Annotated in this window: 21 protein-coding genes and 1 pseudogene; 13 read left to right on the top strand and 9 right to left on the bottom strand. The window is 69.3% G+C overall.

Annotation, left to right across the window (positions count from 1 at the left end):
- Window positions 1–545: 545 nt before the first annotated feature.
- Entirely contained in the window at window positions 546–2,138 is a 1,593-nt protein-coding gene (locus tag MKK84_RS21085) for an ABC transporter substrate-binding protein (protein WP_243923214.1), read from the bottom strand.
- A 116-nt stretch (window positions 2,139–2,254) separates the two neighbouring features.
- Here MKK84_RS21085 and MKK84_RS21080 point away from each other — a divergent pair, with 116 nt between their 5' ends.
- The 4 genes and pseudogenes from MKK84_RS21080 (at window position 2,255) to MKK84_RS21065 (ending at window position 5,730) form a co-directional block, all read left to right on the top strand.
- Window positions 2,255–2,944 (top strand): GntR family transcriptional regulator, encoded by a 690-nt coding sequence (locus MKK84_RS21080; RefSeq protein WP_243923200.1) that lies wholly within the window; start codon window positions 2,255–2,257, stop codon window positions 2,942–2,944.
- A 328-nt stretch (window positions 2,945–3,272) separates the two neighbouring features.
- Window positions 3,273–3,629 (top strand): 6-carboxytetrahydropterin synthase QueD, encoded by a 357-nt coding sequence (gene queD, locus MKK84_RS21075; RefSeq protein WP_243923198.1) that lies wholly within the window; start codon window positions 3,273–3,275, stop codon window positions 3,627–3,629.
- Window positions 3,619–4,338 (top strand): 7-cyano-7-deazaguanine synthase QueC, encoded by a 720-nt coding sequence (gene queC, locus MKK84_RS21070; RefSeq protein ID WP_243923195.1) that lies wholly within the window; start codon window positions 3,619–3,621, stop codon window positions 4,336–4,338. Before queD ends, queC begins: the two co-directional genes overlap by 11 nt.
- 396 nt (window positions 4,339–4,734) lie before the next feature.
- Window positions 4,735–5,730, top strand: a pseudogene (locus tag MKK84_RS21065) (helix-turn-helix domain-containing protein).
- 160 nt (window positions 5,731–5,890) lie between these two features.
- Here the strand turns inward: MKK84_RS21065 and MKK84_RS21060 are convergent.
- The gene (locus MKK84_RS21060; protein WP_243923193.1) at window positions 5,891–6,454 is read right to left on the bottom strand and encodes a TetR/AcrR family transcriptional regulator; all 564 of its coding nucleotides are present in this window, start codon (window positions 6,452–6,454) and stop codon (window positions 5,891–5,893) included.
- A 127-nt stretch (window positions 6,455–6,581) separates the two neighbouring features.
- Between MKK84_RS21060 and MKK84_RS21055 the strand changes: the two genes are divergently transcribed.
- From MKK84_RS21055 to panB, 4 genes are all read left to right on the top strand, one after another.
- On the top strand, window positions 6,582–7,550 hold the full coding sequence (locus tag MKK84_RS21055; RefSeq protein ID WP_243923191.1) for a quinoprotein relay system zinc metallohydrolase 2: 969 nt from the start codon (window positions 6,582–6,584) through the stop codon (window positions 7,548–7,550).
- Window positions 7,551–7,592: 42 nt separating this feature from the next.
- Entirely contained in the window at window positions 7,593–8,420 is an 828-nt protein-coding gene (locus MKK84_RS21050) for a quinoprotein dehydrogenase-associated SoxYZ-like carrier (RefSeq protein WP_243923184.1), read from the top strand.
- A gap of 12 nt (window positions 8,421–8,432) precedes the next feature.
- On the top strand, window positions 8,433–9,020 hold the full coding sequence (locus MKK84_RS21045) for a rhodanese-like domain-containing protein (protein ID WP_243923182.1): 588 nt from the start codon (window positions 8,433–8,435) through the stop codon (window positions 9,018–9,020).
- Between the two features lie 183 nt (window positions 9,021–9,203).
- Window positions 9,204–10,022 carry a 3-methyl-2-oxobutanoate hydroxymethyltransferase gene (gene panB / locus MKK84_RS21040; protein ID WP_243923181.1) on the top strand — a complete coding sequence of 273 codons (819 nt, stop codon included), beginning with the start codon at window positions 9,204–9,206 and terminating at the stop codon, window positions 10,020–10,022.
- A gap of 8 nt (window positions 10,023–10,030) precedes the next feature.
- Here panB and MKK84_RS21035 read toward each other — a convergent pair whose 3' ends face one another.
- Both MKK84_RS21035 and MKK84_RS21030 read right to left on the bottom strand, forming a co-directional pair.
- A complete protein-coding gene (locus tag MKK84_RS21035) occupies window positions 10,031–10,591 on the bottom strand; it encodes a sugar O-acetyltransferase (protein ID WP_243923179.1) in 561 nt (186 codons plus the stop codon).
- A gap of 115 nt (window positions 10,592–10,706) precedes the next feature.
- Complete coding sequence (locus MKK84_RS21030; protein ID WP_243923177.1) at window positions 10,707–11,702, bottom strand: NUDIX hydrolase; 996 nt, start codon at window positions 11,700–11,702, stop codon at window positions 10,707–10,709.
- 285 nt (window positions 11,703–11,987) lie between these two features.
- Between MKK84_RS21030 and thiE the strand changes: the two genes are divergently transcribed.
- The 3 genes from thiE to MKK84_RS21015 all read left to right on the top strand — a co-directional run bounded on the left by thiE (window position 11,988) and on the right by MKK84_RS21015 (window position 14,241).
- The gene (thiE, locus tag MKK84_RS21025) at window positions 11,988–12,695 is read left to right on the top strand and encodes a thiamine phosphate synthase (protein ID WP_243923175.1); all 708 of its coding nucleotides are present in this window, start codon (window positions 11,988–11,990) and stop codon (window positions 12,693–12,695) included.
- On the top strand, window positions 12,692–13,507 hold the full coding sequence (gene thiD / locus MKK84_RS21020) for a bifunctional hydroxymethylpyrimidine kinase/phosphomethylpyrimidine kinase (RefSeq protein ID WP_243923173.1): 816 nt from the start codon (window positions 12,692–12,694) through the stop codon (window positions 13,505–13,507). The genes thiE and thiD overlap by 4 nt, the downstream gene beginning before the upstream one ends.
- 107 nt (window positions 13,508–13,614) lie before the next feature.
- Window positions 13,615–14,241 carry a helix-turn-helix domain-containing protein gene (locus MKK84_RS21015; protein ID WP_243923212.1) on the top strand — a complete coding sequence of 209 codons (627 nt, stop codon included), beginning with the start codon at window positions 13,615–13,617 and terminating at the stop codon, window positions 14,239–14,241.
- 7 nt (window positions 14,242–14,248) lie between these two features.
- Here the strand turns inward: MKK84_RS21015 and MKK84_RS21010 are convergent, their stop codons facing one another.
- The 5 genes from MKK84_RS21010 to MKK84_RS20990 all read right to left on the bottom strand — a co-directional run bounded on the left by MKK84_RS21010 (window position 14,249) and on the right by MKK84_RS20990 (window position 19,334).
- Window positions 14,249–14,830, bottom strand: coding sequence for an ABC-type transport auxiliary lipoprotein family protein (locus tag MKK84_RS21010; RefSeq protein ID WP_243923172.1), 582 nt, complete (start codon window positions 14,828–14,830; stop codon window positions 14,249–14,251).
- Window positions 14,831–14,951: 121 nt separating this feature from the next.
- A complete protein-coding gene (locus tag MKK84_RS21005) occupies window positions 14,952–16,034 on the bottom strand; it encodes an MlaD family protein (protein WP_243923170.1) in 1,083 nt (360 codons plus the stop codon).
- 95 nt (window positions 16,035–16,129) lie between these two features.
- On the bottom strand, window positions 16,130–16,930 hold the full coding sequence (locus tag MKK84_RS21000; protein WP_243923210.1) for an ABC transporter ATP-binding protein: 801 nt from the start codon (window positions 16,928–16,930) through the stop codon (window positions 16,130–16,132).
- A gap of 25 nt (window positions 16,931–16,955) precedes the next feature.
- Window positions 16,956–18,107: an ABC transporter permease gene (locus MKK84_RS20995; protein WP_409566531.1), complete on the bottom strand. Its 1,152-nt coding sequence runs from the start codon at window positions 18,105–18,107 to the stop codon at window positions 16,956–16,958.
- A 51-nt stretch (window positions 18,108–18,158) separates the two neighbouring features.
- Window positions 18,159–19,334, bottom strand: coding sequence for an MFS transporter (locus MKK84_RS20990; protein WP_243923168.1), 1,176 nt, complete (start codon window positions 19,332–19,334; stop codon window positions 18,159–18,161).
- Between the two features lie 133 nt (window positions 19,335–19,467).
- On the opposite strand from MKK84_RS20990, the gene MKK84_RS20985 reads away from it, so the two are divergent.
- Window positions 19,468–20,499 (top strand): hypothetical protein, encoded by a 1,032-nt coding sequence (locus tag MKK84_RS20985; protein WP_243923167.1) that lies wholly within the window; start codon window positions 19,468–19,470, stop codon window positions 20,497–20,499.
- A 125-nt stretch (window positions 20,500–20,624) separates the two neighbouring features.
- Window positions 20,625–21,065, top strand: coding sequence for a DUF1489 family protein (locus MKK84_RS20980; RefSeq protein WP_243923165.1), 441 nt, complete (start codon window positions 20,625–20,627; stop codon window positions 21,063–21,065).
- Window positions 21,066–21,365: the final 300 nt, after the last annotated feature.

The raw sequence follows: 21,365 nt of genomic DNA, 5'->3' as shown, positions 1-21,365 counted from the left end.
GGTCTCACGCCCGCATCCGAGGCACGCCCCGTACCGGTCCGCCGCCCGGGGCGATGGCGGCTGAGAGCCACCGACGCGGGCACCGCCCCGTCCCCGGACCCGCCCGGTCAGCCACCGGGCGGGCCCCCGAAGGACGCCCCGGGATCGCTCCCAGGCCGCCGTGGACAGGTGGCGGCTAATGAGCACAAAATAGGAACATTGTCAAGAACGATGAGCCGAGGCGGGTCCTCCCTCCCCCCTTTGCGGGGGAGGGAGAGCGCGCGTGGCGGTTCCGGACCGCGATCTGTGAATATCGTAGCCCGGCTGGCGGGGAGAGGTCCGCACGGATCTCGTCGTCCGGGCGGGAAGCGGAGGCGTAGCCGCCGCGGCGGTGAGGAGGCGATTCAGGACGGGACTCAACCCGAATCGCTCCCTCAGCCTCGGCTGCTGCCTCGCTTAACGCCCCGGCAAGGGGGCATGAAGCCCTCTCCCCACACGCGGGGCGAGGGCGAAATGCGGCCATCGTTGGCGCAGAAGGCTGAAACGCGAATCCGCAAGGGATCGGATCAGGCGGTCTTCTCGATGTTCCAGAAGAACTGGACCGGGGCCATGACCATACCCTTGAGCTTCGTGCTGATCGCCATCGGTTGCTGTACGAGACCCGCCGGGGCGTAGGGCACGACCGCGAAGGCCCGCTCCTCGATCTGCGCGGCCAGGGCCTTCTGCTGCACCTCGTCGCTGGTCGCGATCCACGCGCTCCGCAGGCTCTCCAGGGTCGGATCGTCCGGCCAGCCGAACCATGCGGCCTGACCGTTGGCCCGGATCAGCGGGTGCAGGGCCGGATTCAGCACGTCGGCGCCCGACCAGAGCGTGTGGAAGACCGACCAGCCCCCGGCATCGACCGGCCCGCGGTTGCCACGGCGGGCGATGAAGCTGCCCCAGTCGGTGGAGACCAGATCGACGTTCATCCCGAGCTGCTTGAGTAGATCCTGGGTCACCAGCGACTGGTTGTAAGCGATTGGCTGGTCGGCCGGGGCCAGCAGCACGACCTTCTCGCCCTTGTAGCCGGCCTTGGCCAGCATCGCCTTGGCCTTGGCGAGGTCCGCCTGCATGGCGGCAGCCCCGCCGGCACCGGTCGACATCGGCGAACCCGGCGTGAAGAAGGTCTTGGCCTCCCGGTAATAGTCCGGGTCGCCGACCACCGCCTGCATATAGTCGTCCTGCTTCATGGCCATCATCACGGCCCGGCGGATCTCGGGATTGTTGAACGGCGGCTGCGTGTGATTGAACCGCATCAGCAGGATCAGCCCGAGCGGGACATTGCGGATCTCGATCCCCGGCTTGCCCTTGAGCACCGGGATCAGGTCGATCGCGGGCTGCTCATACCAGTCGACCGCCCCCTGGATCATCGCGCCGACCGCCGCTGAGGCCTCGGTGATGGCGAGCCACTCGATCCGGTCGACCTTCGCGATCTTGCCGCCGGCCGCCCAGGAGGGCGCCTCCTCGCGGGGCCGATAGCCGGCGTGGCGCGTGTAGATCGCGTTCTGGCCCGGGATCCATTCCCGCGCCTCGAAGCGCCAGGGTCCGGAGCCCGTCGCGTCGGCGATCGGCTTGGAGGCATCCTGCAGGGCGATGCGCTCCGGCATGATGAACGGCACGTTGGAGGACAGCTTGCCCAAAGCTGCCGGGAGCAGGGGGAACGGCTTCTTCAGGCTGATAGTGAAGGTCCGGGCGTCCTCCTGGCCGTACCCCTCCACGAAGCCCGCCAGGGTTTGCCCGAAGGCGTCCCGCTTGGACCAGCGCGCGATGGAGGCAATACAGTCCTTGGCTTCGACCGGCGTGCCGTCGTGGAAGCTCAGACCGTCCCGGAGATGGAAGGTCCAGCGCAGGCCGTCGGGCGCGGTCTGCCACGCGCTGACCATCTGGGGCTGGATCCGGAAGTTCTCGTCTGTGGCGAACAACGTATCGTAGACGAGATAGCCGTGGTTGCGGATGACGTAGCTCGTGGCGACGATCGGATCGAGGGAGGGCAGGGGCGTCGACGGAATGAAGCGCAGCACGCTGCCACTGGACTGGGCCCGGGCATGGGATGGGCGGCCGAGACCAGCGGCGAGCGCCGAGGCGGTGCCCGCCAGAAGCTGGCGGCGGTGGAGCGTCATCACGGTCGACCCCTCTTGTCATCGGGCCCCCATGCCCGCGTTATTTTATACAATCTCAAGTGTTAGACCCGCCGTCAAGGGTCCTACGGAGCCCCGAGCCTGATGGGAGCGAGACGATGAAGAACCGGACCATGGCGGGTTCGATCGGATTCGAGATTCGGCGGCGCATTCTCGACGGGCGCTATCCAGCCGGATCGCAATTGCGCCAGGACGGGCTGGCCGCGGAGTTCGGCGCCAGCCGGATCCCCGTCCGGGAGGCGCTGTTCCAGCTCGAAGCCGAGGGTCTGGTGCGCATCCACCCGCATCGGGGCGCGACGGTGGCGCCACTTTCGTCCGCCGATGCGGCCGAGGCTCTGGAACTCCGCGCGGCCCTGGAGCCGCGCCTCCTCGCGCTGTCCGCGCCGCTGCTGACCGAACCGGATTTCGATCGGGCGGATGGGCTCTTGCAGGATTACGCTGCAGCCCTGAACGACGGGGCCACGGCGCGTTGGGGAACACTCAACACGGAGCTGCATCTCCTTCTCTACAGCCGGGCGAACCGCCCCCGTGCGCTCGGCCTCGTCGGCTCCCTGCTGGCGGAATGCGACCGCTACACCCGCCTGCAGCTCTCGACCGATGCGGCGGAGCTGGAGCGGGCCGACCGGGAGCACCGCGAGATGGTCCGGCTCTGCCGGAACGGTCATGTTTCGGCCGCCTGCGCCCTGCTGATCGACCATATCGGCCACGTCGCCACTGCGTTGCTGGCCTTTCTCGGCGAGCCGTCCAACGAAACCAGAACGCCCGCCACGCCGCAGGTGATTGTATAAAATCTTTATCCGAAACGGCGCCCCCCACGAAGAGCCCCGCCGTCCGGCGCCCCCCCTGCCGCGGCCCTGAACCCCTTGAGGACCGGATCGGTCGCCCGATTTCGAGGCGCTGAGTTGGAAGGAGAGAAGGCGCGGTGGCGGCGATGTCGGCGGTCGTCTCTTGCGGCCCGATGAGCAACTTCCGGCTTCTGACCGTAAGATCCGGCAGCCCGCCACGATCGATTGGCGTCCGGTCTGCAACACGGGTCGGCGCCACGCACCTTTGCGTGGAACGGCCCGTCGGCGTTATGGCGGGTGCGCGATCGTCCTCAGCCCGCGAACCCCGCCCATGAAGATCACCCAGGCCTTCACCTTCGAGGCGGCCCACCGGCTGCCGAATGTGCCCGAGACCCACCGCTGCCACCGGATGCACGGGCATTCCTACCGGGTCGAATTGACCGTGGGCGGCCCCGTCGATCCGCACACCGGCTGGGTGATCGACTTCTACGAAATCGAAAGCATCTTCGGGCCGCTGCTCGCCCGCCTCGACCACCATTGCCTCAACGAGATCGAGGGGCTCGAGAACCCGACCGCCGAGAACATCGCGGCCTGGATCTGGCATCGGCTGCGGCCGGACCTGCCGGGGCTCGCCCGCGTGCGGGTGGCCGAAACCCCGATGTCGTGGGCCGAATACGATGGCGACTGATATCCCGGGCGATCGCTCGGCGCTGGTGCTGTTCTCGGGCGGCCAGGATTCGACGACCTGCCTCGCTTGGGCCCTCGACCGGTTCGACCATGTCGAGACGTTGGGCTTCGATTACGGCCAGCGTCACCGGGTCGAGCTCGACCGGCGTGCGGCCCTGCGGGCCGGCACGACGCGCATCAACCCGGCCTGGGCGCCGCGGCTCGGAGACGACCACACCCTCGCCCTCGAAGCCCTCGGGCAGGTGTCCGAGACGGCGCTCACCCGCGAAGCCGCGATCGGCTACGAGGCCTCGGGCCTGCCTAACACCTTCGTGCCGGGGCGCAACATCGTGTTCCTGACCTTCGCGGCGGCACTCGCCTACCGGCGGGGCCTGCGCCACGTGGTCGGCGGCATGTGCGAGACCGACTATTCCGGCTATCCCGATTGCCGGGACGACACGATCAAGGCCCTGCAGGTTGCGCTCAACCTCGGCATGGAGCGTCGGTTCGTGCTGCACACGCCGCTGATGTGGCTCGACAAGGCGCAGACTTGGGGCCTCGCCGAGACGCTGGGCGGTCGCGAACTGGTCGATCTGATCGTCGAGGAGAGCCACACCTGCTACCTCGGCGAGCGCGGGCAGCGCCATGCCTGGGGCTATGGCTGCGGCACCTGCCCGGCCTGCCGCCTGCGAGCGGATGGATATGCGCGGTTCAGCGCGCAGGCAGATTAGCGGCTTCGCTCGATCGCCACTGCGCACTGGCATCGCGCGGGCGCAGCAAGCTTCCCGCCTCGATGTCCGCCGGCGCCTGCATTTCCAGAGAGAGATCGGCTGGGAAGACTTTCAACCCGCACCAACGGCGACGCTTGGTGGACAATCGACAGCCCGCTCTAAAGCCACGACCCGTTGAACGGTGCACATCTATACATTCCAAGAAAGCTTTGTTTCGGCATTCCGGCAAGTGATTATTTTATCCATAGGCCGCGCCAAGCAACAGCGTTTAGCCTTAGCCAATATGACTGATACTGTATTCCGAACCGAATCTCTGTATAACGTCATACTTAGAGACCAAGAATCGATAAATCTCTTAACAAAAATCTATTCAAGCAATCGCCGCACGCCGAACCCATGCAATCCCTGTTTTCGACGGAAGGCCTCCATCCAAGCGCCGGCTTCAAACTGTGGCGCGAACTCCTGGGCGAGCGGCTCGTTCTATCGAGGTCGAACGTCTTGACGCGGATGGCCCCTCCCGTGGCAAGCTGGATATCGTCGAAGTCGGCCTCGTTCACATCTCGCGCCTGACGCAGAACGCGCTGCGGTGTGAAACGACGCCCGCGGCAGCCCGGCGTCACGACAGGGCCGGCATGGTCGTGGTGCTGTTCAAGCTCGCAGGCATGTCGACCAGTGTTCAGGACGGACGGGGCGATGCAGCGCCCCGGAGACGTGGTCGTGCTCGACCATCGGCCCTCCGTGCTCACGACCCATGAGGACAGCCAAGCCCTGTTTCTTGAGCTACCTCGAGAACGTCTGGAGCGCGTGCTCGGGTCAACGCGCCTCTATACAGGGCTGTCCCTCAGCGCGGATCTCGCGTCCACCCAATTGACCACGTGTTTCATCCACGAGCTGATCCGCGTGCGTCGCCAGCTGACACCCGATGCGGCGGAGCGCATGGCGGCGATCGGCGTCGATCTGATCGTGGCCAGTCTCGCGGAGCGGATGGCGCAGAACGTACCCCGGCCGATCCATGGCAGCGTCGTGGTCCAGCGCGCCAAAGCCTACGTCGAGGCCAATCTTCAGGACACGGCCCTGGACCCCCCACACCTTGCCGCCGCGGTGGGCGTTTCGTTGCGTCGGTTGCAGGAGCTGTTCCACGAACGCGGCCAGCATATTTCGGACTGGATCTGGGAACGCCGGCTGGCCGTCGCTGCCAAGCGCTTAGCCGATCCGGCCTGCGTTCACCTGCCGATCGGCACGCTCGCATACGGATGCGGCTTCATCAGCCAGTCCCACTTCGCACGTCGCTTCAAGCACCACCACGGCATGAGCCCACGCGAATACCGCCACGCCGCGATCCTAAACGGCCGCGAACACAGGGCTGCCGTCGCTTCGCACCGTGTTTCGTAAGCCGCCCATCTGCGAACGGCCCGCCAACATCTCCCGCCAACTGGCCGGAGCGGTTGATGAGCGGACTTACTCACCCTGCCCCCCAATCACCGTCATAGGTAAATCGAACACGTTCGGCCCCAAGCGTAGGTTAGGAGGAAGGGTCATTCCCTTACCGACTTCATGCCTTGAGCCCGTCAACCAGCACAGCCAGCGTCCCCCGAAACGCGTCAGGGCTCGCGAACAAGCGCTCCATCAGCAGCGCCCCCTCCAGGGTGGCGATGACGAAACGGGCCAGCACCGCCGGATCCGTGCCAACGCGGACGCTGCCGTCCGCCTGACCCGCGCGTAAAATCTCCTCCAGCCAGGCGAGGTGGTCCGCGAAGAAGGCCGCGATGTCCCGGCGCAGGCGCTCGGGCAGCGCTTCACCCTCGATAGCCAGCGCCGCGCACAGGCAGCCGAGCCCTTGCTCGACACCGCCAAGATAGAGGCGTCCGTAGGCCTCGATCCGGCCCGTCCCGTCCGGCACCTCCGCGCGGATCGCCGCCAAGGCGGCGGCGTAGCGTGCCGCGTAGGCCGCCACCAGAGCGGCGCCGAGATCGACCTTGCTAGGGAAATGGTGGTGGATGCTGGCCTTGCGGATGCCCACCGCCTCCGCGAGATCGGCATAGCTGAACCCGGCATAGCCCCGCCCCCGGACCAGGGTCTCGGCCTGCATCAGCAATTCGGCGCGGGTGTCCCTCATCGCAGCCTCGTCTGGGGCATGGTTCACACGAACGTGCGGCCGGCGCCTGTCCTGCTGCCTCTCTGCCACTTGACGGGATGGAAATCTACCTACCTAATGGTAGACAAGAATAACAGGAGGATGCGGCATGACGGCTTCCGCCGTCCAACCGGGGGCGTTCGTGGGCGGCCGAGCCTTGTCTCGGCGCGGCGCCCTGTTCGGCGGCCTGTGCCTGTGCTGCCTGCCGACTTTGGGCCGCGCCGCCGAATCGTTCACGCTGGAGGAGGTCGGGCCGGGTATTTTCGTCCGCAAGGGCCTGATCGCCGACGCAAGCTCTGAGAACGGCGACGCCATCGCTAATATCGGCTTCCTAATCGGCAAGACCGGCGTGCTGGTTACGGAATCCGGCGGCAGCCTCGCGGATGGCCAGTGGCTGCGCGCCGAGATCGCCAAGCGCACCCCAAAACCCGTCACCCACGTGGTGCTGACCCATGTCCACCCGGATCACGTTTTCGGGGCCGGGGCCTTCTTGGCGGACAAGCCCGTGTTTATCGGCCACTCTAAGCTCACCGAGGCGCTCTCCGCCCGAGGCGAGTTCTACCGCAGTCGCCTGATCGACCTGCTCGGCGAGGAGCGCACCGGCCCGGTGGTCTATCCGACGATGAGCGTGGCCGAAACCGCGGAGGTCGATCTCGGCGACCGGCGCCTGACCTTCACGGCGCACGGGCCGGCCCACACCACCTCGGACCTGTCGATGATCGATTCCGGCAGCGGCCTGCTGTTTCCCGCTGACCTGCTGTTCGTGAATCGAATCCCGTCCCTCGACGGCAGCCTGAAGGGCTGGCTCACGGAGATCGAGCGCCTGAAGGCCATGGGCCCCGCCCGCGCGGTGCCGGGCCACGGGCCGGTGGCGGTGGATCTCGCCCCGGCGCTGGCCGACCTCAGTGGCTACTTGACGGCGCTGCGCGATGGCACCCGCGCGGCGATCGCCAAGGATGTGCCGATCGACAAGGCGGTGGACAGCGTGGCCCGGGATCAACGGGACAAATGGGCCCTGTTCGACACCTATAACGGCCGCAACGTTACCGTGGCCTACCAGGAGCTCGAGTGGGAATAGGTTTTCGCGATCACCATATCTGATAACATCGGGAGTCACGCCATGACGTTCAGAATCAGAAAGACGGTTTCCAGCTTCGCCCTTGGCCTAGCTCTGGCGACGACGGCGCTCACCCCCGTCGCGTGGGCCGCGGGCGCCTCCGACACCGAGCAAGAGCGCACGGCCCGCTGGCAGGAGATCGCCAAGTCGATCTTCGGCGACCGGCAGATCGCCCAGACCGACAGTCTGGTGAAGATCGAGGCGCCGGCCCGGGCGCTCGACGCCGCCCTGGTGCCGATCACCCTGACCATGCTCAAGGACGGGCAGATCAAGGCGGTCTCGCTGATCATCGACGACAACCCGGCGCCCTACGCGGCCCGCTTCGAGTTCGGCCCCGCCGCCGATCCGGCGGAGCTGAAGCTGCGCGTGCGGGTCAACAACTACACCGACATGCACGCCGTGGTGGAGACGCAGGACGGCAAGCTCTACGAGGCCAAGCAGTTCGTGAAGGCCTCCGGCGGTTGCTCGGCCCCGATGGGCATGAGCGACGAAGAGGCCATGAAGGGCATGGGCGACATGCGCATGAAGTTCGCCGAAACCCAGCCCGGCAAGCCGGTCGAGGCGACGCTGATGGTGCGTCACCCGAACTTCTCCGGCATGCAGATGAACCAAGTGACCCGCGAGTACACGCCGGCGCGCTACATCGACAAGCTCACCGTCTCGGCCGGCGACCAGACGATCTTCACCCTGACGGGCGACATCTCGATCTCGTCCAATCCGGTGATCAACTTCGCGTTCAAGCCGGACGGGAAGCCGATCCAGGTCGCGGCCTCGGACAACCAGGGCGGACGCTGGCAGCACAGCTTCAATCCGCCGAGCCCGACGAACTGAGCGATGCGGGACATGCGCCTGATCGTTCGGGTCGCGGCGTCCTGCGCCGCGCTCCTGTGCCTCGCCGCCGCTCCGGCGGACTCCCCGGTCGCCGTGCCCGAGCCGGATGGGCTCTATGCCGGGCCCCCGAAGGGCTACACGCCGCCGACCCTGAAGGGCGCCACGGTAATCGACGCCGAGGGCCTCTCCGCCCTGATGGCGGGGCCGGACAAGCCGGTGCTGATCGACGTGGCCGCCCCGGACCGCAAACCGTCGAACTTTCCAGCCGGACGGCTCTGGCTGCCGGTGCATCCCTCGATCCCCGGGGCCCTCTGGATGCCGGAGGCGGGGGCCGAGCCCCTGGCCCCCGAGCGGGAAGCGTTGTTCTACAAGCGGGTCGCGGAGCTGACCGACGGCGACAGGGCCAAGCCGGTCGTGGTGTTCTGCCATGTGGAGTGCTGGGGTAGCTGGAACGCCGGCAAGCGCCTCGTGCTGAAGGGCTATACCGGCGTGCGCTGGTTCCCCGAAGGCGTCGAGGGCTGGCAGGACAAGAACGAGACCGCCAACCTGCCGGTCGATCCGGTTTGGAAAGCGGGGGCCGAGCCGCAGGCGGGGCGCTGACCGGCGGCTGCTGGCGGTGTAAGAGGGACGTCGAACGAAGCTTACGGAACGGGCCGCGCCCCCTCTCCCAGGCGGGAGAGGGTTGGGGTGAGGGACGAGAACTCTCCGGAGAGGGCACACCCCTCACCCTCCAGGAGAGGGGACCCGCGCCTTGTCCTGGGTGGCCGGAATGAGGTCTGAACCATGTCGCAGGTCGTGCAGTCCCGCCGGCTCCGGGCGATCGATATCGGCAAGCGCAAGGCCGAAGGGCGTAAGATCATCGCGCTCACCGCCTACCACGCGCACACGGCCGGCATCGTCGATCCCTATTGCGACTTCATCCTCGTGGGCGATTCCCTCGGCATGGTCATGCACGGGATGGAATCGACCATTCCCGTCACCCTGGAGATGATGATCCTTCAGGCGCAGGCGGTAATCCGCGGCACCGAGAAGGCGTTGGTGGTGGTCGACATGCCGTTCGGCTCCTACGAGGCGAGCAAGGAGCAGGCCTTCCTCAGCGCTGCCCGAGTGCTCAAGGAGAGCGGCGCCGGCGCGATCAAGCTGGAGGGCGGCGCCCATTTCGCCGAGACGGTGGCGTTCCTGGTCCAGCGCGGCGTTCCGGTGATGGGCCATATCGGGCTCACCCCCCAGGCCGTGAACACGATGGGCGGCTTCAAGGTTCAGGGCCGGGCGCCCGACGACGAGCGTCGCCTGCTGGAGGATGCCCGGGCGATCTCCGAGGCCGGGGCCTTCGCGATCGTGTTGGAGGGCATCGTCGAGCCGGTGGCGCGGGCGATCGCGACCTCGCCGCGGGTGACGGCGGCCACGATCGGCATCGGCGCCTCGGCTGTCTGCGACGGTCAGATCCTCGTGCTGGAGGACATGCTCGGCCTCTCCGAACGCACGCCGAAATTCGTGCGCCAGTTCGGCAGCCTGCGAAGCCATATCGAGGAGGCCGTGAAGGCCTATGCGGACGAGGTGCGGGCGGGGCGGTTCCCGGCCGCGGACCACACCTACGGGTAGGCTCGCCCTCAGACCGGCGGCAGCAGCCGCGCCGGATTGCCGACGACAGTGACGCCCGCCGGCACATCGCGGGTTACGACCGCGCCCGCGCCGATGATGGCATCGTCGCCGACCGTGACGCCGGGCAGGATCAACGCGCCGCCCCCGATCCAGACATTCGCTCCGATCGTGATCGGCCGGCCGGATTCCAGGCCCGCCCGCCTCAGTTCCGGATCGCGCGGATGGTCGGCGGTCAGGAACTGCACCCCGGGGCCAACCTGGGTGAGATCGCCGATGGAGACCGCGGCGACGTCGAGGATCACGCAGTTGAAGTTGAGGAAGACCCCGTCGCCGACCGAAATGTGCTGGCCGTAATCGCAGAAGAACGGCGGCCGGATCACCGCGCCCTCGCCGACATGGCCGAGGAGCTCGCGCAGGAGGACGCGACGCTCGTCGGGGGAGGCCGCCAGGGTGGCGTTGTAGCGGACCATCCAGGCGCGGGCACGCCGCGCGTCGGCGGCGAGTTCCGGGTCGCCCGGCCGGTAGGGCTCGCCCGACAGCATCTTCTGCTTCTCGGTCTTGGTCGTCATGCGGGGTCTCCTGCGGCGGCACGGGGCGACGGGACGCGGATCCTGCACCCGGAAGACGGCCTCGGCCCGCCCGAACCGCATTCTGCAGGCCGGCCCTGCGCAGTAGCCCGACCCATCACCCCACCCGCCGCAAGGGCAGCCGCAGGCCCGGCGCCGGCCGTTCCAGCAACACCTCACGCCGGAACCGCACCAGCCGTGCCGGACGGCCGGCGGCGCCGCTGGTTACGCTCTCGGTCTCCTCCACAAGTCCCTGCTGGGCGACCAGCCGCCGAAAGTTCTGCTTGTGCAACTGCGTGCCCGAGAGCGCCTCCACGGTGCGCTGGAGCTGGAGCAGGGTAAATTCCGGCGGCATCAGCTCGAACACCACCGGGCGGTACTTGATCTTGCCGCGCAAACGACTGATCGCGGTGGCCAGCACCCGCCGGTGGTCGAAGGCCATGGGCACGCCGGTCGGGTCGTTCGGGAGCGCCGGGCCGGTATTACCGCCGGCCTCCGGGATCAGCCCGGCCTCGAACAACAGCTCGTAGCGCTCCAGCACGCGCTCCTCGTTCCAGGTGCCGCCGTTCATGCCGAAGGTCAGGCCCAGGCGGTCGAGGCGGCGGGTGCGGGTGGCACAATCTTCGGGCTCGGCCGCCCAGGCGGCGAGCCGCGCCTCGATCGCGTCGAGCTGGCGCGGGCGACCCTGACGGAAATCCTCGTAGGGCAGGTAGCGGTACCAGTTCTGCCACGCGGCCTCGGCGAGGCCGGCCGGCCGCTCCTCGCGGACCAGCGCAAGATAGGCCACCGAGAGCGAATGCACCCCCGACTGCTCCAAAGCCCCTGAGCGGTCGCGGTCACCGAAGGTATAGAGCTGCTCCACGTAGCCGAGGCGCTGATGCGTCTGGCGCTCCACCCAGGCGCGCAGGCCGCGCTCCAGGGTTGCGTGCTCCGGGACGAGCGGTCCGGCCGGCAGGCCGTCGCCGCGGCCCGGTGCCTGATCGGGCACGCGGATCGTCAGGGCGCGCGGCTCCCCCCCGGTCGCGGCGACGATCACCGCGACGAGGCCTACGGAAGAGCGATCCGGCAGGGCCTGCGCCCCGCGCGCACCCGTCTGCGCCGCGGCAACCGTCATCGTCCCTCGACCGCCTGTCCTGTCGAATGCACTCTCAAGCCGAACGTTTCCGCGGACACCGGCGCTCGCTTCGGCGGAGCGCGTCCCGGCGGATCTCGCCTATAGGGGGGCAGGATCGGCGCGCGTCAACGCCGCCGCATGACGGTCGAGAGCCGCAGGGCCGTGGCGGACGCCTCCGATAAGGCGCTTCACGGAGCGCTTGCCAAGGCGGCTGCGTCTGACCAAACAGGGCCCCTCTGAAGGGGTCGGCCCGGAGCCGACGGGGACGGAGGCCGAGCGAGACCGATGCCAGCCAGCGCGAACGCTGCACAGACCGGGGGCAAGGCGGTCGACCTGCGGCTCTACGGCCTCCTCGATGTCGGCGTACTCGGCGGCGACGGCAACCGGTTGGCGCGGCTCGGCGCCGAAGCGGTCGCTGGGGGCTGCACCCTGCTGCAGTACCGCGAGAAGGACATCCCCGATGCCCGTGCTGCCCTGGCACGGATCCGGGCGATCCGCGAAGCGGTGGGCGGGCAGGTGCCGGTGCTCGTCAACGACCGCGTCGACCTCGCCCTCGCGGCGGGGGCGGAGGGCGTGCATCTCGGCCAGAGCGACCTCCACCCGGCCGATGCCCGGCGACTCCTGGGGCCGGGCGCGATCATTGGCCTCACCGTGAAGACCACGGCGCAGGCCGACGAACTGTACCGGCTGCCCGTGGACTACGCCTGCATCGGCGGCGTTTTCGCCACCACCAGCAAGGACAATCCCGACCCGCCGGTCGGCCTCGAGGGCTTTGCCAGCATCGCCTTCCGGGCCCGGCTCGCCCGGGGGGCCGGCCTTCCGCTCGGCGCCATCGCGGGGATCGGCCCGGAGAACGCCGCCGCCGTAGTCGCCGCGGGGGCGGACGGGGTCGCGGTGATCACCGCCCTGTTCGGCGCGGAACCGGTGCGCCAGCGCGCCCGGGATCTGCGCGCACGGATCGACACCGCCCTGACGGAGCGCGCGGCGCGATGAGCGACCCGACCCCAATCGCCGTGACCATCGCGGGCTCGGATTCCGGCGGGGGCGCCGGCATCCAGGCCGACCTCAAGACCTTCTCGGCGCTTGGCGTCTATGGGGCCAGCGTGATCACGGCGCTGACCGCGCAGAATACGCGGGGCGTTCAGGGCATCCACGACGTGCCGGCGGAGTTCGTCGCTCGACAGATCGACAGCGTCTTCTCCGACCTCGCGGTGCGCGCCGTGAAGATCGGCATGCTGTCGCGGACCGACGTGATCGTGGCCGTGGCCGAAGGCCTCGCGCGGCATGCCGGGGCGATCCCCATCGTCCTCGACCCTGTGATGGTCGCCACCAGCGGGGACCGGCTGATCGCCGACGACGCCGTGGCGACACTCCGGGATCGGCTGCTGGCGCAGGCCGACCTGATCACCCCCAACCTGCCGGAGGCCGCGGTGCTGCTCGGCGAATCCATAGCCGAAGATCCGGCCACCGCCGCCGCCCAGGCCCGGCGACTCGTGGCGCTGGGCGCCCGGGCGGTTCTGATCAAGGGCGGACACGGGACGGGGCGCGACAGCATCGACCATCTGGTCACGGCGGACGGGACCCTTCAGACCCTGGTGGCGCCGCGGATCGCCACCGCCAACACCCACGGCACCGGCTGCACCCTTTCGTCGGCCATCGCGGCGGGTCTGGCCCGCGGCCTTGCACTGCCGGCCGCGGTGGCGGAGGCCAAGACCTATCTGACGGCAGCCCTCGGCGCCGCGGACCGGCTCCAGGTCGGCACGGGTCACGGGCCGGTCCACCATTTTCACGGCCTCTGGGCTTAGCGCGAAGAGCCGGCGCGATCTCCATCGCCTTGCAACCGGACGACGATTGCGTTTGAAGAAGCGCACGATCGTTCGGATAATGGAACGGCGCGAGCGGGCCGGTGACAATGCAGGATCAGGCGGAACGGCCGGACCGGGCGCGCGGGCGTGACCTGCTGACGGGCGCGCAGGTGCTCTCCGGGCAACTCGGCAAGACCATCCAGCGGCTGCGCAAGGCTTACAACCTCTCGCTGTCGGAACTCGCCGAGCAATCGGGCGTGGCCAAGTCGATCATCAGCCAGATCGAGCGCAACGAGACCAACCCGACGCTCGCGACCATCTGGCGGCTCTCCCAGGCGCTTGACGTGTCGATCGAGCGCGTCCTGGCGACGGGCGACGAAGAACCGTTCATCGAGAAGACCTCTCGGGCGGATACGCCGATCCTGGTCTCCGAGGACGGGAAAGTGCGGCTGGCGATCATCGGCTGGCTGAAAACAATCGAATGGCTGCAATGGTACGAGGTCTCGGCCGATTTCGGCGGCGTCCTCGACTCGGATCCGCACCAGCGCGGCTCGGTGGAATCGCTGTCGGTCGGCGAGGGGGCGTTCGAGGTCGAGATCGGCGGCATCGTGCAGCGGGCCCGGGCCGGCGAAACCCTGCGCTATCGCTGCGACCGCCCCCACCTCGTGCGCTGCACCGAGGGTCCGGCCCGGGCCACCATGGTGGTGATCCTGAAGGCTGCCGTGATGGAGTGAGGTGCGCTCAGCGCCCCGTATTCACCCATCGCACCACGTCGGCCAGCACGGTGGTGAGCGCCTGATCCAGGGCGCGCGCGCCGTTGCCGGCGTCGATCTTGGCCACTGGCACCCGGGCCACGAAAATCCGCGCGGCGGTCACCTTTCCGGTGCCGTCAGCCACCAGCTTGAGCGCCAGGTCGACCACCGCCTCACCGGTCACCGACTGGACGTCGAAGGCGCGGATCTCGCTGACCAGCTGGTAATCGGCCACGATCTTGTCGCCGGGCCGGCTCACCGAGCGCAGCCGCCCGGAATTCTCCAGGCTCTGGATGATCCGGGACTGGATCAGCCGCGGCAGTCGGTCGGCCCATTGCCCACCGCCCAGGAAGGCCAGTGACCCACCGATCTCGCGCACGATGATCCGGTCCGCCTCGAAGGGCTGAATGCCCACCGGCTCCGACACCGCGATCGACCGGCCAGCCGCCACGGGCCGCCCGGTCGCAGGCAGGGCCGCGAGATCGAAGGTCAGCGGCGCCGCGCCGCCGCCGCAGCCACCCAGCAGGGCGGCAATCAGCGCAGCAGCGGCGATATGGGACGAGCGGACCATACACATGACCTGAGGAACCCCGCCGACGAACGGCGGAGTTGTATAAGCTATGCCGTTAAAACTACCCCGCGCTGGTATCCGTGCCGTGCGCCGGGACACATCGACCCGGCAAGCGGCGTTTTCACCGGCCGCCGTTGTATTCCGGCAACGATGGTTTGCCGCCGAAGATCACTTGGCTCGGGTCGCGCTCCAGGCTGCGCACGGTGCGGTTGAGGGTGCTGAGCGTTCGCTGTCCGTCCCCCGACAGGGCCTCGACCTCCCGGCGCCCGGTGCCGCTCAGGCGGCCGAAATTGGTCGAGATGCTGGCGGTGCGCTTGTCGAGATTCTCCGACATGACCCGGAACGCCTTGCCGGCGTCGCGCACCGAGATCGCCGCAGCGCGGATCTCGGTGAAGGTGCTGGAACCCTCCTGGCCGGAAGCCGAGCCGAGGAAGCCCTGGGCGCCGTTGAGCACCGCGTCGATCTTGTCGGCCGAGGCGTTGAGCTTGGCGGCGAGCGAGCGGGCATCGTGGACGGCGCCCTCGATGTCGGGGCTCGATTTGGACAGGGCCGCGGAGAAGCGGTCGGCATTGTCGATCACGTGGCCGAGCTTCGCCCCGTCCACCGCCTTGACCAGCGCCGAGATGTTCGGGCCGGCATCGGCCAGCGTCTTTGAGAAGGTGTCGACGTTGGCGAGCGACCGGCTGATCGCACCCTCGTTGGCCGAGACGACCCGGTCGAGGCGGGCCAGCATGTCGTCAGCCCGCTGCGCCACCTGGCGGGCAAGCGCCATCATGTCCTGCATGTCGGAGGAATCCGCGAAGATGGTCGGCGGCTCGCCATTGGCCATCGGGGTCAGCACCGGTGCGTCGGCGTTGCCGCCGGAGAGCGAGATCACCGAGACGCCGGTCAGCATCGCCGAATCGAGCCGGGCGCGGGTATCGGCCCGCAGCGGCGTCGACGGGTCGACCTTGATCTGGGCCAAAACCCGGCGCGGATCCTGCGGGGCGAGGCGGATATCGGTGACCTCGCCGACCTTGATGCCGTTGAAGTTCACGCTCGACCCGCGCGACAGCCCCCCGACCGAGCCGGAGAACACGATCCGCACCGTCTGGCTGACCTGCCGGGACGAGCCGCCGGAGAGCCACAGCACGGTGCCGAACCCCGCCAGGATGACGGCGATGGTGAAGGCCCCGATCAGGGCGTAGTTCGCGCGGGTTTCCATGCGCTCAGCCTGTGTGTCTGCCCGGCAGGGATCCTGCCGGGCGTCTGGCCCCGGCTCCCGGGCGGGAGCGGGGCGGGATTGGGTCGGGACGACGCTCAGGCATGGACCGCAGCGCCACCCGTCGCGATGGTCCGGGCACGCTTGCCGTGGAAGTACGAGCGCAGCCAGGGATGGTCGCTCGCCAGCATCTCCTCGATCGTGCCGGCCGCGATGATCTGGCCGTCGCCGAGCGCCGCGATGCGGTCGCAGGCGGTGTAGAGGCTGTCGAGGTCGTGGGTCACCATGAAGACGGTCAAGCCCAACGTCTCCTTCAGGGTCGAGACGAGGTCGTCGAACTCGCCCGCGCCGATCGGGTCGAGGCCCGAAGTCGGCTCGTCGAGGAACAGGATCTCGGGGTCGAGCGCCAGGGAACGGGCGAGCGCCGCGCGCTTGATCATGCCACCCGACAGTTCCGAGGGCAGCTTGTCGGCGGCGTCGGGTTGCAGGCCGACCATCTCGATCTTGAGCCGGGCGAACTCGTCGAGCAGGCGCTCGGACAGATTCAGGTGCTCGCGCATCGGCACCTGGATGTTCTGCTTGACGGTGAGCGCCGAGAACAGCGCGCCCTGCTGGAACAGCACGCCCCAGCGCTGCTCCATCCGCCGCCGCTCGGCGTAGGTCAGTTCATCGACGTCGCGGCCGAACACCTCGATCGTGCCCGCCCGCTTCGGATTGAGGCCGAGGATCGTCCGGGTCAGCACCGACTTGCCCTGGCCGGAGGGGCCGACGAAGCCCAGGATCTCGCCGGGGCGGATGTCGAGGCTCAGGCCCTTGAGGATGTTGCGGTCGCGGAAGCCGACCACGAGGTCGCGCACGCGGATGATCGGGGCGGGATCCGCTTCGGCGTGCAGGTTCATGGCGGGGGCGATCACCGGGCGGGGCTCAAAAATCGATCGCGGCGAAGAAGACCGCGAACAGGCCATCCAAGAGGATGACCATGAAGATGGACTTCACCACCGAGGCGGTGACGTGGCGGCCCAACGATTCCGCTGAGCCCTCCACGGCGAACCCCTCGATCGTGGCGATCACCCCGATGATCAGCGCCATGAACGGCGCCTTGATCAGGCCGACCATCACGTGGTGGACGCCCACCGCCGCCTGGAGCCGGGCCAGGAACTGATCGAGGGTCAGCCCACCATACAGCATGGCGGTGAGGCCGCCGCCGGCGAGCGCCGCGATGTCGCCGATCAGCGTCAGCATCGGCAGGCCGATCATCAGGGCGAGCACCCGGGGCACGATCAGGATCTCGACGGGGTCGAGACCCATGACGCGCAGCGCATCGACCTCCTCGCGCATGCGCATGGAGCCGATCTCGGCGGTGATCGCCGAGCCCGAGCGGCCGGCCACCATGATCGAGGTGAGCAGCACCCCCATCTCGCGCAGGATCAGCAGGCCGATCAGGTTGACCACGAAGGTCTGGGCGCCGAAGCGCTGGAGCTGGAAGATCCCCTGCTGGGCGACGATGCCGCCGACCAGGAACGAGATCAGCACGATGATCGGCGTCCCGTTCAGCGCCACCTGCTGGATCTGGTTGATCAGGGCGTTGCCCCGGAAGGTCCCGGGCCGCAGGGCGACGCGGCCGCAGGCGGCGATCAGCTCGCCCAGGAAGGCGAGGGCGGTGACGAATTCCTGCCCCCCGCGCACGGTCTGGCGCCCGGTCGCGTCGAGGGCGCCGACGATCACGCCGTGCCGCCGTGGCGCCGGCAGCTCGGGCTCGCGCAGCCGGACCTCGCCGAGCAGGGTATGGTGCTCCGGCCGGACGCCGAGATAGGTGAGGGCGCCGCCCGCCTGCTCGATCTCGGCGCGGGTACGCTCCAGCACCCAGGCGCCGAGCGTGTCGAGGCGCTCGATCCCGGACAGGTCGAGCGCCACGGGGCCCGCCCGGCCGGAGGCCGCGATGCGCGCGGCCGCGGCCTCGACAGCGGGTGCCTGGTCGGCGGTCCAGCGGCCGTCGAGCTGCAGCCGGCCGTCCTCCGGCCTGTCCCGCACCGATGCACCCGCCGGGGTGGCGGGAACAGTGCCCTGACTCAGCAAGACCCTCTCTCCTCGATCGCAGCGCCACCCTGCCGGGCGGTTATGTCGACATTACGGTTGACGATTCGTGTCGGTCCTCACCGCTGCCGCAGGGCGGGACGCGAGGGCGAGCCCGAGGCCGGCGGCGGCGAGCGGCGCCATCAACAGGAACGCGAGGGGGCCGCCGGCCCGGTAGGCGAAGCCGCTGACCAGGGTGGCGACCACGGAGATGCTCGCATTGACCGCACTGAGCGTGCCCTGCGCCCGGCCCCGCGCCCCGTCCGGGGCATAGGCCGAGACCGCCGCCATGGCGCCGAGCTGCGTCGCCCCGAAGGTCAGCCCGTGCAGGCATTGCAGCGGCACCAGGGCGGCGAGGCGGTCGCCGATCAGGAACATGCCGACCGCCCGCAGGATCGCGGCGGCGGCGCCGAGGCTCAGGAGCCGCACCGGGCTGCGCCACGCGGCCGGCAGGGCGGGCATGGCGGCGAACAGCACGATCTCCGAGAGCACGCCGACCGCCCAGAGCGACCCGACCCAGGCGGCCGGGATGCCCGCGCTGGTCCAGTAGATGCTGCCGAAGCCGTAGATCGCTCCGTGGCTCGCCTGGATCGCCGCGGCTGCGCCGATGCAGAGCCAGAGGCTCGCAGGCAGCTTCGGCCGGCCGGCCCCGGCTTCGGAGTGCGGCAACCCCGTCACCGAACGGCTGCGCCACGCCACCACGGCGGCCCCCAGCGCGAGGCCGGTCAGCAGCAGCGGCACCGCGAGCTTTCCGCCGAGCGCCGAGAGCAGGAACCCGCCCGCGAGATTGGCCAGCAGGAAGGCGATGGAACCCGCCATCCGGATCCGGGAATAGGCGAGGCGGCTGTCCCGGCGCACGGCCGCCAGGGTCAGGTAGTCGATACACGGCACCAGGGGCGAGCCCGCGACCGCGTTCAGCACGATCAATACGGCGAGCAGGGGCCAGCCGATCCCGGCGGCCCCCGGCATCAGCGCATAGGTGAGGCTGAGCGCGAGGCTGCCGGCGAGGATCATCCGGCGCGGCCCGAGCCCCCGGTCGAGCAGGCTCATCAGCGGCGCGGTCGCGGCGATCCGGGTGGCGATCGGCAGGGCGAGCAGCACCCCGATCACCGCGGCATCGAGCCCCAGGGCGTCGAGCCAGAGCGGCATGAACGGCATCGCGATGCCGATCTCGGTGAAGACCACGGCGTAGAGCAGCGACAGGCGCGCCGGGCCGGACGGGCGGGGCAAGGTGAGGCTCGGGGCGGGGACTTCAGGGCGCGTGCGGACGAAGCCCGCGGCGGGCGCCCCGTAAGCGCCCGTTAAACGGATCCTGTCAAATTCCGCATTGCCGCGTGCGCCGAGCCCGCGTTCAGGGAAACCCATGTCCGGTCCCGCAACACCGAGCCCGAACGCGTCGGCCGAGTATGAGGCCATCGAAGCGACCATCTCGGACACCGAGCGGGGGCGCTGGTTCCTGGCCGAACACGCCCGCCGCAGCCGGGGCGCCGAGACCGAGATGCTGCTCGGGGCGATCGCCCGCCTGGAGCGGACCGTCACCGCGGATCGCGGCCACGAGGCATTCGGACACCTGCGCGGCAACCTCGTCGACATGGCCGACGCGATCAGCCGGACCAAGGCCGAGATTGCCGCGATCAGCGCGGCCAACCACGAGCAGACGCATCTGGTCCAGGCGTCGCTGGCGCTGGACGGCATCGTGCGCGAGACCGAGCGGGCGACCTCCGACATCCTCGGTTCCGCCGAGGCGATCCAGGAAGCGGCCTGGACCCTGCGCGAGGCGGGCTCCGATGAGGCGGCCTGTGATGCCCTCGACCTCCACGCGACCGCGATCTACACGGCCTGCTCGTTCCAGGACCTCACCGCGCAGCGCACCGCCCGGATCGTCTACACCCTGCGCTACCTCGAGGATCGCCTGTCGGCGATGATCGCGATCTGGGGCGAGGAGGCCGAGCCGATCCCGCCGCTGACCGAAGCCGGCCCCCCGGAAATCGGTGCGTCCGATCTCTGCCAGAGCGACATCGACCGCTACATCGGCATGGATGTCCCGGCCGTCACGGCCGCCGCCCTGGTCGCCCGGCCGGGAAGCCTGCCGCTGCACGAGGATCTGGTGTTCCTGCCGGTCGCCGGCGAGCCGGAGCCGGAGGAATTTGTCCCCGAGAGCGCGGCCCCGGAAAGCACGGAAGACGCGAACACGGACGACGAGAGCGCCGTGACCGAGAGCGCCCCGGACGGCGAGCCGGCCGGCGACGCGAACGCGTTCGACTGGTCCGGGTTCGCCGCGGACGCCCCCGATCCGGACGCGGTTCAGGCTCAGCAGGGCGAACCGGAAACGGTCTTGAGCATTGCCGAGATCGATGCGCTGCCGCCGGAGCAGCGGCTGGCGCTGTTCGCCTGAGCGATTCGCCCCGGGATCGCCCCGGACATCCGCCGGCGGATCACGAGTCTGCGAAACCGCATCCCCCTTCCGCACCGCATGCTCTATCAGGGGCGCCCCGCCGAGACCTCCGAGATCGCCCGCCCGTGGCCCTGCACCTGATCAAGCTCTGCGTCGGCCCGGCCTCGATCGCCGACCTCGAGGCGCGGCAGGCCCGCTACCGGGCCGAGGCGCTGCGGGACGGGCGGTCTGCCGCGCCGGTCCACGTCACCCGGACCCTGCCGAAACGCCACCGCGAGATCACCGGCCAGGGCTCGATCTACTGGGTGATCCGCGGAACCCTGTCGTGCCGTCAGGCGATCACCGCCATCGAGCCGCTCACGGGCGAGGACGGCATTCCACGCTGCCGGCTGGTGTTCGACCCGCACCTCGTTCCGGTCGCCCCACGGCCGTACCGCCCGTTCCAGGGCTGGCGCTATCTCACGGCCGGCGACGCGCCCGCCGATCTCGGCTCGGAGGCCTCGGGCGACCTCGCCGAAATGCCCGAGGCCCTGCGGCGGGAACTGGTCGGTCTCGGGCTGCTGTGACGGGGCGGGGTTGGGTTCTGCGCGGGTGCCGGGAAGACGGGCGACCGAGGATCGAACGCGAACACGCGTGGCGCCAAACATGCGTCATCGTCCCCGCGCGCCTTCGGCGCCGGGGGCATGGCCCAAGAGTGACAACACGCGGGACGCGGGACGCCGCAGGAACCCAGGTGTCGGCCAAGTAACGCGCGGGATCCGGTCCCCGCGGCGCCCGCGGCATCGACCGGGCATGGTCCCCGGCCGGTGCCGTCTTTCTCGTCGCGGTGTCTCCGACGTCCCGATCCTGCGACTCCCCGTTAGCGG

Origin of the sequence: Methylobacterium sp. E-065 (genome assembly GCF_022829605.1) — a bacterium.
GTDB lineage: Bacteria > Pseudomonadota > Alphaproteobacteria > Rhizobiales > Beijerinckiaceae > Methylobacterium.
The sequence above is the reverse complement of the archived record's forward strand: the minus strand, read 5'-3'. Positions and strand labels throughout refer to the sequence as shown.

Coding starts and splice junctions, on each gene's coding strand:
- MKK84_RS21085 (WP_243923214.1), bottom strand. CDS start 2,138: ATGACGCTCCACCGCCGCCAGCTTCTGGCGGGCACCGCCTCGGCGCTC.
- MKK84_RS21080 (WP_243923200.1), top strand. CDS start 2,255: ATGAAGAACCGGACCATGGCGGGTTCGATCGGATTCGAGATTCGGCGG.
- queD (WP_243923198.1), top strand. CDS start 3,273: ATGAAGATCACCCAGGCCTTCACCTTCGAGGCGGCCCACCGGCTGCCG.
- queC (WP_243923195.1), top strand. CDS start 3,619: ATGGCGACTGATATCCCGGGCGATCGCTCGGCGCTGGTGCTGTTCTCG.
- MKK84_RS21060 (WP_243923193.1), bottom strand. CDS start 6,454: ATGAGGGACACCCGCGCCGAATTGCTGATGCAGGCCGAGACCCTGGTC.
- MKK84_RS21055 (WP_243923191.1), top strand. CDS start 6,582: ATGACGGCTTCCGCCGTCCAACCGGGGGCGTTCGTGGGCGGCCGAGCC.
- MKK84_RS21050 (WP_243923184.1), top strand. CDS start 7,593: ATGACGTTCAGAATCAGAAAGACGGTTTCCAGCTTCGCCCTTGGCCTA.
- MKK84_RS21045 (WP_243923182.1), top strand. CDS start 8,433: ATGCGCCTGATCGTTCGGGTCGCGGCGTCCTGCGCCGCGCTCCTGTGC.
- panB (WP_243923181.1), top strand. CDS start 9,204: ATGTCGCAGGTCGTGCAGTCCCGCCGGCTCCGGGCGATCGATATCGGC.
- MKK84_RS21035 (WP_243923179.1), bottom strand. CDS start 10,591: ATGACGACCAAGACCGAGAAGCAGAAGATGCTGTCGGGCGAGCCCTAC.
- MKK84_RS21030 (WP_243923177.1), bottom strand. CDS start 11,702: ATGACGGTTGCCGCGGCGCAGACGGGTGCGCGCGGGGCGCAGGCCCTG.
- thiE (WP_243923175.1), top strand. CDS start 11,988: ATGCCAGCCAGCGCGAACGCTGCACAGACCGGGGGCAAGGCGGTCGAC.
- thiD (WP_243923173.1), top strand. CDS start 12,692: ATGAGCGACCCGACCCCAATCGCCGTGACCATCGCGGGCTCGGATTCC.
- MKK84_RS21015 (WP_243923212.1), top strand. CDS start 13,615: ATGCAGGATCAGGCGGAACGGCCGGACCGGGCGCGCGGGCGTGACCTG.
- MKK84_RS21010 (WP_243923172.1), bottom strand. CDS start 14,830: ATGGTCCGCTCGTCCCATATCGCCGCTGCTGCGCTGATTGCCGCCCTG.
- MKK84_RS21005 (WP_243923170.1), bottom strand. CDS start 16,034: ATGGAAACCCGCGCGAACTACGCCCTGATCGGGGCCTTCACCATCGCC.
- MKK84_RS21000 (WP_243923210.1), bottom strand. CDS start 16,930: ATGAACCTGCACGCCGAAGCGGATCCCGCCCCGATCATCCGCGTGCGC.
- MKK84_RS20985 (WP_243923167.1), top strand. CDS start 19,468: ATGTCCGGTCCCGCAACACCGAGCCCGAACGCGTCGGCCGAGTATGAG.